This is a genomic window from Echinicola shivajiensis, from assembly GCF_018642165.1.
GTDB classification, from domain to species: Bacteria; Bacteroidota; Bacteroidia; order Cytophagales; family Cyclobacteriaceae; genus Echinicola; species Echinicola shivajiensis.
Window position 1 is genome coordinate 1 of record NZ_JAHHZM010000008.1, and the last position, 15,867, is coordinate 15,867.

The 15,867-nt window shown below is 39.0% G+C and carries 9 protein-coding genes; 3 read left to right on the forward strand and 6 right to left on the reverse strand.

Features of this window, described 5'->3' with window-relative positions; translation table 11 throughout:
- The first annotated feature begins 348 nt into the window (after nucleotides 1–348).
- The 3 genes from KMW37_RS13725 to KMW37_RS13735 all read left to right on the forward strand — a co-directional run bounded on the left by KMW37_RS13725 (nucleotide 349) and on the right by KMW37_RS13735 (nucleotide 3,365).
- A complete protein-coding gene (locus KMW37_RS13725) occupies nucleotides 349–1,257 on the forward strand; it encodes an NAD(P)/FAD-dependent oxidoreductase (RefSeq protein WP_215225215.1) in 909 nt (302 codons plus the stop codon).
- Between the two features lie 550 nt (nucleotides 1,258–1,807).
- Nucleotides 1,808–2,575, forward strand: coding sequence for a hypothetical protein (locus KMW37_RS13730; RefSeq protein ID WP_215225216.1), 768 nt, complete (start codon nucleotides 1,808–1,810; stop codon nucleotides 2,573–2,575).
- A 205-nt stretch (nucleotides 2,576–2,780) separates the two neighbouring features.
- Complete coding sequence (locus KMW37_RS13735) at nucleotides 2,781–3,365, forward strand: tetratricopeptide repeat protein (RefSeq protein WP_215225217.1); 585 nt, start codon at nucleotides 2,781–2,783, stop codon at nucleotides 3,363–3,365.
- A 180-nt stretch (nucleotides 3,366–3,545) separates the two neighbouring features.
- Here KMW37_RS13735 and KMW37_RS13740 read toward each other — a convergent pair whose 3' ends face one another.
- The 6 genes from KMW37_RS13740 to KMW37_RS13765 form a co-directional block, all read right to left on the reverse strand.
- A complete protein-coding gene (locus KMW37_RS13740) occupies nucleotides 3,546–3,932 on the reverse strand; it encodes a heme-binding domain-containing protein (RefSeq protein WP_215225218.1) in 387 nt (128 codons plus the stop codon).
- 259 nt (nucleotides 3,933–4,191) lie between these two features.
- Nucleotides 4,192–7,776 carry a glycoside hydrolase family 2 TIM barrel-domain containing protein gene (locus tag KMW37_RS13745; protein ID WP_215225219.1) on the reverse strand — a complete coding sequence of 1,195 codons (3,585 nt, stop codon included), beginning with the start codon at nucleotides 7,774–7,776 and terminating at the stop codon, nucleotides 4,192–4,194.
- Between the two features lie 436 nt (nucleotides 7,777–8,212).
- Nucleotides 8,213–9,562: an FGGY-family carbohydrate kinase gene (locus tag KMW37_RS13750; protein ID WP_215225220.1), complete on the reverse strand. Its 1,350-nt coding sequence runs from the start codon at nucleotides 9,560–9,562 to the stop codon at nucleotides 8,213–8,215.
- 203 nt (nucleotides 9,563–9,765) lie between these two features.
- Entirely contained in the window at nucleotides 9,766–11,049 is a 1,284-nt protein-coding gene (locus KMW37_RS13755) for a TIM barrel protein (protein WP_215225221.1), read from the reverse strand.
- Between the two features lie 2 nt (nucleotides 11,050–11,051).
- Nucleotides 11,052–13,160: a bifunctional aldolase/short-chain dehydrogenase gene (locus tag KMW37_RS13760; protein WP_215225222.1), complete on the reverse strand. Its 2,109-nt coding sequence runs from the start codon at nucleotides 13,158–13,160 to the stop codon at nucleotides 11,052–11,054.
- 108 nt (nucleotides 13,161–13,268) lie between these two features.
- Nucleotides 13,269–15,731: a glycoside hydrolase family 31 protein gene (locus KMW37_RS13765; protein WP_215225223.1), complete on the reverse strand. Its 2,463-nt coding sequence runs from the start codon at nucleotides 15,729–15,731 to the stop codon at nucleotides 13,269–13,271.
- Between the last annotated feature and the right edge of the window lie 136 nt (nucleotides 15,732–15,867).

Genomic DNA, 15,867 nt, shown 5'->3' on the forward strand with positions numbered 1-15,867 from the left:
AGTCTTTAAAAGCTACATTTAAGTCTTGTTTTTTCACACCTCAAAATATCCATTTTGAGTTAAACAGGAAAGGCTAGCCGAGATATCAGCTAGCCTTTTAAACTATCTACTTTTGAGACAGCCTCTTCTTTTTTTAGAGTTTTTCGGTTTCTCATATTCCTTGAATAATAGATAAGCTATTTATTAATACTGCAACTATGTTGCAATATTAAATGAAGAGGCTATATTTGCGTCATATTAAATTTGCCACACTGTTGCGTTTTAAAAGAAGACAAAAGCTTTGTGGTTTAAACAATGATCATTGGTCCTGAAAATCAGGATGTTTTTTAGTAAAAAAAATACTGGCTCATGGATAGGGATAACAATTTTGAAGTAATCATCATAGGGGGAAGCTACGCTGGACTTTCCGCTGCAATGGCTTTAGGCCGCTCTCTTCGTAAAGTATTAATAATAGATAGTGGCATGCCCTGCAATAGGCAAACGCCACATTCCCATAATTTTATTACCCAAGATGGGGTAAAGCCAAGTGAAATTGCAGCAAAGGCCAAGTCACAGGTTTTGAAATATAATACAGTGCAGTTTTTAGAAGATACAGCTGTTAAAGGTGAGAAGATCGGGGAGAGTTTTCTTGTCAACACGGCAAGTGGAAAACAGTTTATAGCAAATAAAATAATATTCGGTACTGGAATTAAGGATATCATGCCGGATATAAAAGGCTTTTCCGATTGTTGGGGGATTTCAGTGGTTCATTGTCCTTATTGTCATGGATATGAAATACGCCATAAAAAAACCGGTATTTTGGCCAATGGTGACAAGGCTGTGCATCTGGCTTCTTTGGTCCATAACCTTACTGAAGAACTTAGTATTATATGTTCAGGAAAGGCCGATTTTACTTCTGATCAGTTGCTGAAATTTGAAAAGCATCAAATAACGCTTATTGAAAAAGAAGTTGCTGAGGTAGTGCATGATAAGGGGCAGATAAAAAAAGTAGTTTTTAAGGATAGAAGTGAGGAGGATTTTGAAGCCCTATACGCTGCCCTACCATTTAGTCAACACTCAGATATTCCAGCTTCACTAGGTTGTGAACTTGGTGAAGATGGCTTTATCAAAGTTGATGGTATGCAAAGAACTAATATTGATGGAGTGTATGCGTGCGGAGACAATAGTTCTGGAATGCGTTCTGTGGCCAATTCCGTGGCTAAAGGCAATGTGGCCGGTGCTGTGGTGAATATGGAACTTATCCTAGAAAAGTTTTAGTAAAATACTCATGCCTGTTCGGGGTATTATATCCCGAACAGCTTTTTATTTTTTTTCAATGTTCGTAAGGTGAATAGTGGGCTACTTTTGTGTATAAAATAAATGAATACAAGTGTAAAATACTCATTTTTGAGTATTTACATGAATTGGTTAATAACCTACTTTTGAGGCATAATAGTTTTTGTTGACTTAGGATTTGGAGATGCATATCAGGGAAATTGAGAATTATTAGGGTAAAGCCTTAATTTTTTCACCATCCAGAAAAACAAGAGTGGAGATGCCTTTTCAATATGGGAAATGCCAATGAATTTGTATCCTTTTAATTCCTACATGAAAACTGATTATGAAATGATTAGTCCCATTGAATAATTAATGATTCTGATTATCCGCTATGATGCCAGTAACCATAAATCCTTTGCTCAAGTGGTCGGAAGACTGAAGTCTGAAGGCAGAAGCAGTTGATACTTTCATCAAAAGGATCGATTCGCTTTTAATATTTACTGGCGCAATTGCGGATATACATATTAATGATTTTTAAATATTTCAAACTATGAGCATTCAAAAAAAATATCTGTATTGTTTGGCTTGTTTGCAGCTACTATTATTAAGTACCCTTTGCAGTTATGGCCAAGATTCTACCCAAGTCCAAATAGAGTACGTGCAAAATTTCCCAACTGATTTTAGGGGTAGTTATATAAGATTAGGGCTCAATAATGTAATGGACAGTGAATTAGACCCCTTAATGTCTCCATATGAAAATGTAAACAATGGAAAAATAGGTGCATCAAAGGGCTTTACATTTGAATGGGGGCGTAATTTCTATTTTAATAAGAGAAGCAATGGTGCCTTAAAGTACGGCTTGGACTGGACAATCATTAACCTTTCCTATACTGAACTGGACTGGACTGATTATGCAGAATCCAAAGCCGGACAATCCGAAGATTCTAACGTCTTCCATGGCGCTAGTTTGACAACAAAAGTTGGCCCTGTACTAAGCTATAATCCTGTGGAAGAATTAATAGTGGATTTTAGGGCACAATTAGGATTGTCCTATCACGGTATGTTGATTGATTATTATGATGAAACTGCCGATGATTATTTTACATTATTTTCTGGAGAAGATTTTGAAGGAGCAATGTCAGATATGTCCTTGTATCCAAGTTTTGGGATCACTGTCAGAAGAAAAACTTTTGGTCTGGCGATAGATTATTTTAAGCAAAAAGTAAATATGCCTTATGAATCTGAAAATAATGGTGCAGGAATGGTAGAGGTCCCAATTTCTACCATACAGTACAAGCTGATGTTTTCTTTCAGGTAAATCTTTTAAAATTGGGTCTCCCAATTGGAGGTTTTATACTCAATTAAATGCAAATGTTTATTAAAAATACCCCATGTGGGGTGTTTTTTTGTGTTAGGGTATTTTGTATGTTTAAGGCTTATCAATTGTAATAATTGATTGAAATTCAATAGTCAATAAGTTTTGATGATCTGTTTTTAAATATTATTTACCTAGAGAAATCAGTATGAAAAATCTTATAATATTTTTGATATTAATTGGATTTATAGCCTGTGAAAGCAGGGATGAGCAAAATGTCCAGTTTCTTCCTGAAGCAGTAGAATTGAACGATAGAGCTGTACAATTATTAAGTTTGTCCAAGGAGGATAGTGCCCTGATTTTATTTGATCAGGCAATTAAAATAGATGAAAATTACTTTATACCACATTTTAATAAAATAGGGGTTTATTTAGGAGAGGAAGATTTCGACAAAGCACTTTATGAAAGCGAAATGGTAATAAAGAAAATTGAGGATTCACCTGAAAGTTGGTTTTTGGCAGGCCTATTAAATGAACATCAGGGAAATGAGGAAAAAGCATTGATATATTATAAAACGAGTGTGCAGATATTTACTGATAGAATTGAGGATGGAGGAATAAAGGCAGATATCAATGCTGATAAGTTGAACCGCGCCCTGTCCAAAAAGTTCTTAGGGGATCAATCCTATGTGGAAGATTTTAATGAGCTGGAAAAGGTGGACAACTACAAGGGATTGGTAGAGCAATTCAAAGTTAAATCAAGGGAGGAAATCTTAAAAGATTTTTTCAACTGATGAAGAAGCTGTTTTTTTGAGTTCCGTTTAATAGCCGGTTATCCATCAAAGTTAATCTGAAGTCCTTGATTACCTGTGCTTCAAAACTTGTACCTAAAAATAAAGGTTGTTTGGGATCAAGAATCCCAAACAACCTTTATTTTTTTAGTAATGACTATAAAAGGCTCACCTAATTATAAATCACTTCTTTTTGGTTTTACTCCATTTCATAAGTAGTGCCAATTCGTCCTCTGACAATTTGCCTTCAGGCTTGTTATCCAAGAATTTTTTAGGAGGCATATTACCTTCGGCAAGCACATCATAGATTTTTCCCTTTGTTTCTGACTGTTCGGCCTTACTTAATGTTTGCAAAGCGTCCCAATCCAACTTAGATTTTGCTTTTTCACTCCTAGCATTGGCATTATGGCATCCGTAGCATTTTTGATCTACTACTGCCATTACTTTTTTTGGAAGTTTTTTTCCAGCTATCTCCAATTCTGGATTACTGCTAAGCTCAGTTTTTGGGGTTCCCTGAAAGAATAATAGGCCAATGATTGCGGCCATTGGAAGTAAGAATAATTTTTTCATAAGATGGTTAATGGTTTTAAAAAAGGAATATTAAATAATATTAGGCTATGTAGCAATAATAGAATATTTTACTCAGATTTATATCAATGTCAAATAAAATAAATAATTGGAGTAGTTATTATACATATTGTAAAGCGTATCCATACTTTCCAATTTAAAATCTATGATAAACAAAACTTAAATCATACAAGTAAAAACGGGCAGTCCCAAAATAGTGGAACTGCCCGTTTTTACTTACAGTTTTAAAGAAACTGCTGTTTTACTTTAATGGCTCAATTCTAAAGGAATAAGCTAGTTTTTCATTTTCAGGGATCATATATTGCTCGAGAGGAAGCGGCCCACAACTGGCATTCCCCAAACCTTGTTGGATCCTGTCCAAACTTAAAAAAGTATATGGCTTGGCGGTATCCTTCAACTCAAATCCATGTGAAGTCTTCCAAAGCGCTTCATCTGAATGATGCAAAGCGGTAAATGCCAGAATATCCTTGGAAACGATCTTTATCCCCTGTTCTTGATCATTCTTTAGGACCAGCCACCTTACATTTTCACGATTGCCCATACTCTGACCCTTGGCATAATTTTCAGCCTCTTCCAATTCGCTTACTGTGGCAGTATATTGTCCCAAAAATGCGGCCTCTTTTCTGTCCGAGTAATTTTCGAAAGGTCCTTTGCCATAATAGCTGACATTTTCCAAATCCTGCTCCAAGGTCATCCGCAATCCTAGACGCCTAATGATAGGTTGATTTTCAGGTTTTACGAAATCAGTATTTACATCTATCGTACCATTACTATAAACCACATACTGAATGTGATAATTGAATTGCATCTTCTTATCGGGCCTCTCTATCAACACCTCTTTTTCCAAATCAATTTTTACAGATTTTGCGGCAGGTTGCAACTCATAATCAACAAATACTGCTTTTTCAGACGTTGGGTAATAGCTTTGTTCAGTATATTTATCATTGGAAACACTTCTGTACCAGTTGAATTTAGGCCCCTCTTCATCATGGATCATTTCTTTACCATTATACTTAAGAGAAGTTATCACACCGGTTTTCTTATTGATTATACTGCTAAATTGCTTTCCTAAAAGGACCAATTCCCCTCCTTTATCTTCCACATAGATTTTATCCAGTTTCTCCAAATCTACCGGGGCAACTTCCACCCTATCGGTCAAACTAATTTGTGCAGAAGCCATTTCATGTCCTTGCGCTGCCCAAGTCTGCTCTTCAGCCAGTTGAAAGTAAATGTTCAACAAGTACTCATGCTGTGTGCTGTAGTTTCCTTTAAAAGGAATTTGAAGCTCTGATTCCTCACCTGGCGACACATTCACAGGCTTTAAACTGCCTTCTTCCACAACTACTCCATCTTCCAATACTTCCCATTTGATTTTGAAGTGATTCAGGTTCAAAAAGTCATAAGTATTCTTGATCTTAACCCTACCAGCTTGTGCCTCCTCAGGTTGGATTTTAATGTATTGATACACTTTTTTCACCTCGTGAAGTTTTGCTGTGGGTTTTCTATCAGAAGTCACTATCCCATTCATGCAAAAGTCATGGTCATTTGGACGATCACCAAAATCACTTCCATAATAATAATGCGCTTCATTTTCACCCTCTTTAACCAAGCCCTGGTCTACCCAGTCCCAAATACATCCACCGATCATCCGCTCAGATTCATTTTCAATATAGTCCCAATACTCCCTGAGATTCCCTATGCTATTGCCCATGGCGTGGCCGTATTCACAAAGAAAATAAGGTTTATTACTTCCATCCTTATCAAAAGACTCCATAAAGTCCAATGAAGGATACATATGCGAATCGATATCCGCGCTCTCATTTTTTCCCTGATAGTGGATAGGCCTGCTGCGGTCCATCGCCTTGGCCACTTTGTACATTTCACTAAAATTAGCACCATTGCCACCTTCATTTCCCAATGACCAGAAAATCACTGATGGGTGGTTCCTATCTCTTTGGATAGCCCTAATTATCCGGTCATTGAAAGCAGGAATCCAACTTGGTGTATCACTGATCTCTCCATTGCCATGATTCTCCAGATCTGCTTCATCCATGGTATACATACCATAATAATCCATCATTGCGTACATTTTTGGACTATTGGGATAATGACTGGTCCTAAGGGTGTTAATGTTGTTTTGCTTCATCAAGACTAGATCTTCAATCATAGATTCCACAGGGATTGCCTTACCCAACAGCGGATGGGTATCATGACGATTAACACCTTTAAAGAACACCTGTTGGTTGTTAATGAAGACACGGCCTTCTTTCACTGCAATATCTCTAAAGCCATATTTATTGGACATGGCCAAAATTTCATCTTGCTCCTCATTTTGAACAGAAATCACTACGGTATATAGATTCGGGATTTCAGCAGACCATAATTGAGGGTCATCTATTTCCTTATTGAAGGTAATTTCTTGAGCTTCTTTTTTCTTGATTTTCTCTATGTTCCTCTGTATTTCAAGCACCTGTTTTCCTGCAGGATCAAATAAACTCACTTTCACTAAAGCATTTCTCAGCTTCTTTTTATCATAATTTTTCAATCGGACATTTACTGAAAAATCTACTTTAGAAAGCTTTTTATCCTTAAAAGATCCAAGGATGACGAAATCCCGTATAGCCAGTTTTGGCATGGCATATATATACACATCCCTGTGAATTCCACTCAAGCGAAACATATCCTGATCTTCGATAAAACTTCCATCTGTCCATCGAAAGACTTGAGCTGAAACCGTATTTTTTCCGGCCTTTAAATACTCGGTAATATTAAACTCAGCATCATTATTAGAGCCTTGTGTATACCCGACTTTCTTTCCGTTGATCCATAAAAACATCCCACTGTATACACCGTCAAAGTGGACAAAGACTTCTTTTCCATCCCAGTTCTCTGGCAGCTCAAATTCACGGCGATATGACCCTACAGGATTAGGCTCACTTTCATTGGTATAGCCTTTCTGTGGTTCGATAAATGGAGGGTTATTTTTGAAAGGATAGGTAATATTGGTATAGATCGGGGTACCATAGCCTTCCATCTCCCAATTTGATGGTACGTTAATTTCTTCCCAGCTGGAAACATCATAGTTCTGCTTATAAAAGTCCTGAGGCCGCTCTGATGGCGATTTTACCCAATTGAATTTCCATTTACCATTCAAAGATTGATAAAACGAAGAGTTAGGCGTTAACCAGGGCTTATCATAAGTCCCGTCCTTCTTCAGGGATTCTGAATCCGGATAGGGATAAAAAGTCACATGGCCTTCTTCCTTATTAATAGCAAAAATGGTTTCATTTTCCCATTCATTTTCACTTCTTAACTTTCGCTTACTGATTTCAACCTTAATTTTGGTCGGAACTAATTTCCAGATTTGCGCTGAGTTGGGCATTTGAAAAGCACCTATTTTGCCTTCTTTTGCTTCCTTATAATCCATGGCCATTTGGCTACTTTTCTGGGTAATGATATAGTCACCGGTTCCTGTCTGGCTAATCTTCCATTGTTGGTTGTTATTGGATTTTTCAGTATTCCACTGAATAAGCTGATTTCCTTTTCCAGATTGGACTCCACCATTGTCAATACTTTTTCCAGAATAGGAGTTTTTAATGTTAAACAAACCATTTTCCAATGGAACAATTTGCCAGAGTTGGTCTTTTGCTTCGTCTTTCACCTCTTCGAGCCAGATCAAAGCATCATTATCCATATTCTCTGCCGTTGATAATACCAAACCACTAGGTGCTTGGATTTTATAATACCGGTTTTCTGATAAATCTTGAGCAATGCTCAAAATGGGTATAAAAAGAACAAAGATTAAACTTAAAATTCGAGAATTCATAAATTGTTATTAAAGGGCTTTCTATTGTTATTAAAAGGATTTAGCAAGTTATTTTTTTTCTTTCAAACAATCAAAAAATCAGCATACTTCTCTTCTAAGCCTATCAAAAAAACCATTGCCAAACTGAAGCTATTTTTAAAAATAAATAAGTACAAATTCCCTCTTTCTATACTTACTTTGATCCAATCTAGAGATTAAAACATAATCTTTAGAGGATCTATAGACACTCTTTTCTTTTCAATTAAAATGGCACCATTAATTCTTCATTGAGTTAGCTTCTTCAATGAATCAACCTCAAATGACAACAAAAATCCTGTCCTTAAAAATTTTAGTTATATAATTCAAAAAAGATTTGAAGTCGTAGTGGAAGCTTTGAGAACTTTGTGGTCCAAATACTTACAGTATCCTCTGCAGAGCTTTTAGATTAAAAAAGGTTCTAATTCACCCCAACCCCACTTTTCTGCTCCAATACTAAAGCGGCTCCATAAGCTGAACCCAGTGGAAAATCGGAGAATTCTAATTCACAATCAGGCAAGTAGTACCTCAGCAGTTCCATAAATACTTCGTTATGGACAAAACCGCCATCGATAAAGACCTTATTGATCTTGGAACTTCCCTTAGCTAATTTCAAAGATTCCACTTGCAATAAAGTCAAGCCCCAAATCAAATGGTGGTAAGCTTCTTCATAAGAGTCAAATTCTTCTGGCTTCCAATCATTGCCTTCAAAAAGTAATTTCACCAAGGGTGTTTCTGCAATATGCTTTGGGCAAAAAGTATTTATGATTGCTCCATCTTTAATAGGCTGAAGAATAGACCTGTCCACCACGATATTTTTGTAATATTTGTCTGGCTTATTAAAATGCTTGTTGATTCTATCAATCTGGTAATTAAACTCATAGCCCATAAAAAAGCGGGACGCTTTCACCGGGTTACCATCAATACTCAAAAAATTCAAGCAGTCGTTATCCAATTCCTCCTTGGTCAATGGATCTTGGGTAAAAGGATTCAAAGATATGCTCCATGTCCCCGTGGAAACCAACAAAAAAGGCTCTTTGATCCTTACCAAATAGGAAGCCAAAGCAGAAGAGCTGTCATGGATCCCTACACCTACTTGCACCTCATGGCCGCAAAGCTCACTGGGGTAAGTCTGGCTCGTAGGCACAATTTCAGGCAAGACCCTGTCTATCCCTTCTTGCTTTACCCAATCATGATATTCCCTCTTCTGAAAGTTCCAAAGACGCGTATGGCAGCCTATGGATGTCGGCTCACTGACTGCTTTTCCAGTAAAGAGGTAACTCAGGTATTGTGGAAAATGCAGTGAATATTTGATCTTAGAAAACAAATCTGGTTGGGTCTTTTTCAGCCAATAAAGTTGTAATCCAGAATTCAGCATTCCCAAGGATGGTGAGGCAGTTTCCAGATTATTGGTTTCTTCAGGATAACGTTGGTAAAACCCTTCTATAATCTCTTGAGGTATTTCTTTCAGATAATTATAAAGGGGAGTCAGCGGTTGACCATCTTTACCAATATGTACAAAAGAGGCTCCATAAGTAGAAAAATTCAACCCTTTTAACTTATAATCTGGAGAGTTACAGATACCATTGATAGTGGATTTTATCCATTTTGTCAGTGCCTCCAAATCATCACATTCAAAACCATCTTCATCCTTGGTCAAGGGGATTTTATAGTACTCCTGCTTGATTTCGTTCATATTCTCATCAAACAAAAAGAACTTCTTATTGGTCTTTCCTATATCAAATATGGCTATTACCTGTAATGGCATCATGGGTAATGTTAATGGTACTTTCCTTACGGAAAATAAGATACAAAACCGGCAATCCAACTCATCCCTTTGGAGATATTTTTCAAACCTATTAAACCCATAAATAGAGAGATGAATAGATTACCGGTAATAATTTAAATAGTCAGTAGTTTCTGGAAAATGTTCTCCTTTCATAAAAAGAAATGGCTTTCCACAATAATGATCTTTTACAATCCTGTAGATACAGTTTTGGCTCCTCGCTGGCTAATCAACTCTCTTCTTATATTAAGTCGTCTATAAGCCCCAATGGGGTCCAGTGCTCCATCAGCTTGCAACCTTGCCTCAGCCAACAAAGGGCGAACATCAGTTCTGTATGCATTTTGTAAAATCTCTTGCGCCAAGGAAGGATCATTGTTTTCCCTCGCCTCTTCCAAAGCAGCCCTATCCACCAGCAATGCCTGTGCGTAAGCCAGCTTAATGGCCTCCAACGACTGCAATAAATCCTCCAATGGATCCTTCAAGTTATGGCTGGCATCTATCATCCAAGCTGGGTAAGGATTATTGGAAGTCGGATCTTCCATTCCATCCACCAGTTCATTGAAGATCAAAAACAGTTGATATGGTTTCAATGAGCCTACCGTCAAATCATCATCACCGTATTTGGAATCATTAAAGTGAAAGCCACCCAATTTACCAACCATCATCAAAGTAGCTACAATCTGTTCAATATTCGTATTGGGCAGGTGATGGCCTAGATCTACCAAACTATAAGCCCTGTCACCTAACTTATCCGCCAACATATGTGAGGAACCCCAGTCTTGGATTACTGTGGAGTAGAAATTAGGCTCGTATGGTTTGTATTCCACAAACATCTTCCAGTCAGCTGGCATGCCCGCATAAATTTCCTGCAAAGACTCCAATGTCCTTTGAAAAGCTTTTTTAAAGTTCAGCTGGCCTGGAAAAGATGAGCCGTCAGCCAGCCAAACTGTCAAAGATTTTGAACCTAATGCCTCTCCATATTTGATCACTTCCAAGTTATGGTCAATGGCCTGTTGGCGTACTGACTTGTCCACGTGACAGAGTGATCCAAATTTATACGACAGTTCTTGTTCCTGTTGGTCCTGGAAGGTGTTTGAATTTACGGCATCAAACAATAAGCCGTAACTATCTGCCAATTGCTTGATAGCTTCTACATCTTTTGGAATATCCCAAGGAATGTGCAGGGAAATGGCACCTGCCGACTGACTTAGTTGATGGATCAATCCTACATCCGCAATCTTGTCTTCCAAGGTACCTGGCTCTCCTCCGCCAGAAAAACGAGCAAACCTGGTCCCTCCAGTCCCTAAGGCCCAACTGGGAATTGCCACTTGGAATTCCTTTAATTTCCCGACCAAAGCATTGGCATCAATACTTTTTCGAGCTAATACCTTGCTCAAATGTTCAAAACTCTCCCGGTGTTCCGAGAGAGCCTGATCATTCAGCTGATTTATTTTTTGCTGATCTATTCGCATAATTATCTCACAAAAGCGGCTGCTACACCACCATCTACATTTAGAATATTACCGGTACTTTTGCTCAAATCTCCACCTAGAAAGGCAAAAACCCCATTGGCAATGTCATCAACACCAATGATCTCATTCAAGATAGTTCTTTTGGCGTAAAATGCCGGTAATTCCTCCACTTTGATTCCATAGGCTTTTGCTCTTCCTGCTGCCCATTCTCCTTCCCAAATCTTGCTCCCCTCAATAACTGCATCAGGATTCACCACGTTCACTCGGATTTTATCTTTGCCCAGCTCTGCAGCAAGAAGTCTGCTCATATGGACCTGCGCAGCTTTAGCTGTTCCATAGCCAATATTGTTTGGACCTGAAACGAGTGCATTCTTGCTGGCTATATTGATGATATCACCACCTAACTTTTGCTCTCTCATGATTTCTACTGCGGCTTTGGAAACGGCAAACTGACCTTTTACCAAGATATCCTGTAGCAAATCCCAATCTTTCTCTGTCGTTTGCTCAATCGGCTTGGAAATGGCAAGCCCTGCGCAGTTGACAATTATATCAACACCTCCAAATTTCAAAACTGCAGCTTTCATGGCAGCAGCGATCTCTTCGCTTTTGGTCACATCCATCACCACACCAGTGCCTACATCCTTGGAATAAGTAGCTACTGCTTCATCCAAGCGGTCCTGATTGATATCAGTAATGAACACACAGGCCCCCTCACTGGCCAATTTATCAGCAATGGCCTTTCCAATACCACCAGCACCACCAGTCACCAATGCCACTTTCCTAGACAATGGCTGCTCTTTGGGCATTCTTTGAAGCTTGGCCTCTTCCAATAACCAATATTCAATATCAAAAGCTTCCTGCAAAGGTAGGGATACATATTCAGAGACCGCCTCAGCACCACGCATCACATTGATGGCATTGATATAAAATTCACTGGCTACGCGAGCGGTCTGCTTGTTCTTGGCATAGGAGAACATCCCCACTCCTGGCCAAAGGATGATCACAGGATTGGTATCACGAATGGCCGGACTGTTATCCCGCTTATGGTCTTCATAATATTTCGTATAGTAAGCCCTGTATTCTTCAAAATCCTTTTCCAACTTGGACTTTATTTCCTCCGCATTGCTCAAGTCAACATCCGCTGGAAAATCCAATACCAAAGGTCTGATCTTGGTTCTCAAAAAGTGATCAGGACAGCTGGTTCCCAACGGAGCCAATTTATCAAGATCATGGCTGTTGGCAAACTGCAATACACGCTCATCATCTGTAAAATGGCCGACCATTCTATTATAGCCAGAAGCCAAACCTCTCAATACCGGAGCAATCTTAGCAGCTTGTTCTAGCCTTGCTTCAGGAGCCAATGATTTTATTTTCTGGCCTCCGAAAACAGGACGGTCTTTGCCATAGTTTTCTTCCAGATAGATGGAAGCCTTATCGATCACTTCCAAGCTGTTGATATAGCATTCATAAGCCGTATCTCCCCAAGTAAACAATCCATGTCCACCCAGCATAATTCCACGGATCCCAGGATTGTCATTCAATGCTTTTTCGAGCTGAAGGGCCAAATCAAAACCTGGACGTTGCCAAGGCACCCAAGCTATCTGTCCCTCAAAAAGTTCTTGGGTGATTTTTTCTCCATCCTTTGCCGCTGCAATGGCGATCGCTGCATCAGGATGAAGGTGATCGATATGTTTAAAAGGTAAAAATGCATGTAATGGGGTATCAATGGAAGGTGCCTTTGAGTCCAAATCATAAATACAGTGGTTAAATAAACCTACCATCTCATCTTCAAACTCCAATCCTCGGTATACATTTTTCAAGGCATGCAATTTTTCCAAATATAGCCCTGCAAGACCACTCTTCTTTAAGGTGCCTATATCTCCTCCTGAACCTTTCACCCACATCACTTCGGTATCCTTCTTGGTCAATGGATCTTGCTCAATGGTCTTACAGCTGGTATTGCCACCGCCATAATTGGTGATCCTCAGATCTGCTCCCAAGATGTTTGATCTATAGATCAATAGGGCTACCTCATCTCCTTCCAGTTCCTGGGCTTTCTTATCATCCCACAGGTAATTCACATGCTTAAATGTACGTTCCAATGTGCTCATTATCTTTAGATTTTTTAATATCTTCTTTTAAATTTATGGTAGCGAATTTATTTTTTTCATTCAGCAATACTGTCCTGTTGTGTACTGATGAAAACACACAGAAGGGAGCTAATCTTCACTATTTATATCAAATAAAAGTGACTCTCCACTGGCCTTTTCTGAAGCTGCCCATAGGATTTTTTGTTCTTCATCATAATACCAACCTTCCTCCCCTGAAGTCACTGAATCTGCAGAAACCATCGCTAAATCCCCCCCCTTCAAAATCACCGAATTTGGTTTTTGATCCATATGTACTTTTAGTATATAAAACCGCTTCCCAGACTCATATTCGCCTTTTGCTTCCCCAATAGAAATAGACGTTTTGGCATTTGAACTTTCCAAAGCTATATGGGTCAAGCAATAAGCTCCATCCATATACTTCTCAGAAATCCCATCATCCTCAAAAAATTGATATTGATTACTTATGCCAGGAAAAATCTCTAGGGTGATGTTTCCATAAGGCTGCTTATCATCATATGTAACATTGTCTTGCATTGGAATTATAGCTCCTGCTTTCACAAAAACGGGCAGCTTTTCCAATGGAGTAACAATATTATAATATTGCTTTCCTTGGTATTCTCTACCGTTCCAGTAATCATACCAAGTACCTTCAGGTAAGTAAACTGTCCTTGTTTGAGCTTCTTTGGTAAGTACTGGGCACACCATCATCTGGTCTCCAAAGTAGTATTGGTCGTCTACGGAATAAGTGTTAAAGTCATCTTGATGCTCCAAGACCAAAGCCCTCATGATAGGTTTTCCGGTTTGATATTGTTGAAAGGCAGTACCATAGATATATGGGATCAAACGGTACCTTAAGCGATCATATTTTGTAAATATTTCTTCCGCCTTTTCACCATAATTCCAGGGTTCCTTATATCCTGGATGATCCATACCGAATACATGGGCCACAGGACTGAACATCCCAAACTGTACCCATCTGGCAAACAACTCAGGGTCAGCTTTGTGCTCAAACCCACCCATATTATGCGACCAATAGCCAACACCAGACATCCCTATATTAATCCCTGCTTTGATCACAGGGCCATAGTACTGCCACTCACTTGGCCAGTCGCCAGCCCAGATGAATGGGTAACGCTGTATCCCTGCATAGCCTTCCCGGGTATGGTTCATCCCACGCATGCCATTGTACTCTTTGAACTTTTCATAAGGAGCTTTGGCGTAAGCTACTGGAAAAACATTGTGTAATCTCACCGCTCTTTCTCCTGTAGGTCCAGTTTTGTCACTTTCATTGGCCTTTCTGCCAAAAGCACTCCCTTCGTCTGTTTTGAGAAACATAGCCCCTAATTCAGCTATGCGCATCACCCCATTCTCCCACCACCAGTCTACCGACTCCTGATCAAAGACATTGACAAACTCCCCAGGGTTATTATCCTCTGGGTAGACATATCCCTTTTCCCTAGCCTGATCTAATAGATTCAGGTAATTACCATTATCAAAACGTGGCCTTACATGAAGTCCTACCATATTCACATCCATAGCATAAAGGCTGTCAAACATGCTTTGGGGATCTTTAAAGGTTTCTCTCCACTCAAAGGAAGTAGCTCCACTGCCGCCATTCTTGCCAAACATCCTCCAAGTAGAATCCAAATGCAGTACATCAAACGGAATTCCCTTTTCCCTGTACTTTCTGGCAAGTTCCAAAACATAATGTGTTGAGGTCATCTCCTCATACCCCCATGTCCCTCCACTGTAAGTACCCACATGCAGTCCATGAGCGAATCTCGGCAATAAAGGAGATCTACCTGTTAAGGCTGTATAATGGTATAGTAATTTGGAAAAATCAGGTCCATACATAAAAAAATAATCCAACTCTCCACCTTCAGCTTCAAAACTCAAAGCATTGGAATGGCTAGAGCCCATGTCCCAATTTGTTGCATAGGAATTATGAAAAAAGATACCATAGCCCCTAGTACTCATAAAAAATGGAACTGGGGCATAATTTGCCTCCAAAATATTGTAGGCACCTATGATATGTGGCCTGCCAAGACCTCTTCCGACATTTAACTGTATCTTTTTTCCTCTCTGGTCTAGAAAGTCCATTCGCTCCCCAAAGCCAAAGAAATGCTCATCAGCAGCCAAGGTTTTAACCGTACCCACTTTTTCGCTGGCTTTATATGAGCCACCAGAAACGCCTTCTACTTCTTCTCCAGACAACAGCTTGCCGCTTACATCATAAACAGAAAGCTGAAGATTGCTTTTATCCACCCTCACGATTAAACTACCAGTCTCAAAAACAAACTCTTCAGTTAGTTCCGAGGATTCTACAGGTATAGGTTCAAACTTTTGCTGCTTTAGCATATAGGAGTATTCCTTCTCAAATTCTCCAGACCAAGTGCTACGAATCCTGAAAACCTGTGGAGAGAGAAAGTATAGTTGTAAGCTCTGCTTAGGAGTCGAGATAAGATAAGTATTTTGATTTTCCCTCAGCTTGACCAAGGTTTCCTGCGCATTCAAAAGGCTGAATTGGGTCAAGAAAAGGAAAAAAGCTGCAAAGAAATGTTTAATATTCATGAAGCTATAAATTGATTATATTGGTTTTATTAAGGTAACTTTATCCTTTGGTTGCCTATGCTCAAAAAGCAACTCAAGAATGGAAATTTAATCCTTAATTCCCTTTCAGGTGTACTTTACTTTCCTGTATGCCCCG

What these genes read in the sequence shown, in the direction of transcription:
- KMW37_RS13725 (WP_215225215.1), top strand. Translation starts at nt 349, where the DNA reads ATGGATAGGGATAACAATTTTGAAGTAATCATCATAGGGGGAAGCTAC.
- KMW37_RS13765 (WP_215225223.1), bottom strand. Translation starts at nt 15,731, where the DNA reads ATGAATATTAAACATTTCTTTGCAGCTTTTTTCCTTTTCTTGACCCAA.
- KMW37_RS13745 (WP_215225219.1), bottom strand. Translation starts at nt 7,776, where the DNA reads ATGAATTCTCGAATTTTAAGTTTAATCTTTGTTCTTTTTATACCCATT.
- KMW37_RS13735 (WP_215225217.1), top strand. Translation starts at nt 2,781, where the DNA reads ATGAAAAATCTTATAATATTTTTGATATTAATTGGATTTATAGCCTGT.
- KMW37_RS13755 (WP_215225221.1), bottom strand. Translation starts at nt 11,049, where the DNA reads ATGCGAATAGATCAGCAAAAAATAAATCAGCTGAATGATCAGGCTCTC.
- KMW37_RS13750 (WP_215225220.1), bottom strand. Translation starts at nt 9,562, where the DNA reads ATGATGCCATTACAGGTAATAGCCATATTTGATATAGGAAAGACCAAT.
- KMW37_RS13760 (WP_215225222.1), bottom strand. Translation starts at nt 13,160, where the DNA reads ATGAGCACATTGGAACGTACATTTAAGCATGTGAATTACCTGTGGGAT.
- KMW37_RS13740 (WP_215225218.1), bottom strand. Translation starts at nt 3,932, where the DNA reads ATGAAAAAATTATTCTTACTTCCAATGGCCGCAATCATTGGCCTATTA.
- KMW37_RS13730 (WP_215225216.1), top strand. Translation starts at nt 1,808, where the DNA reads ATGAGCATTCAAAAAAAATATCTGTATTGTTTGGCTTGTTTGCAGCTA.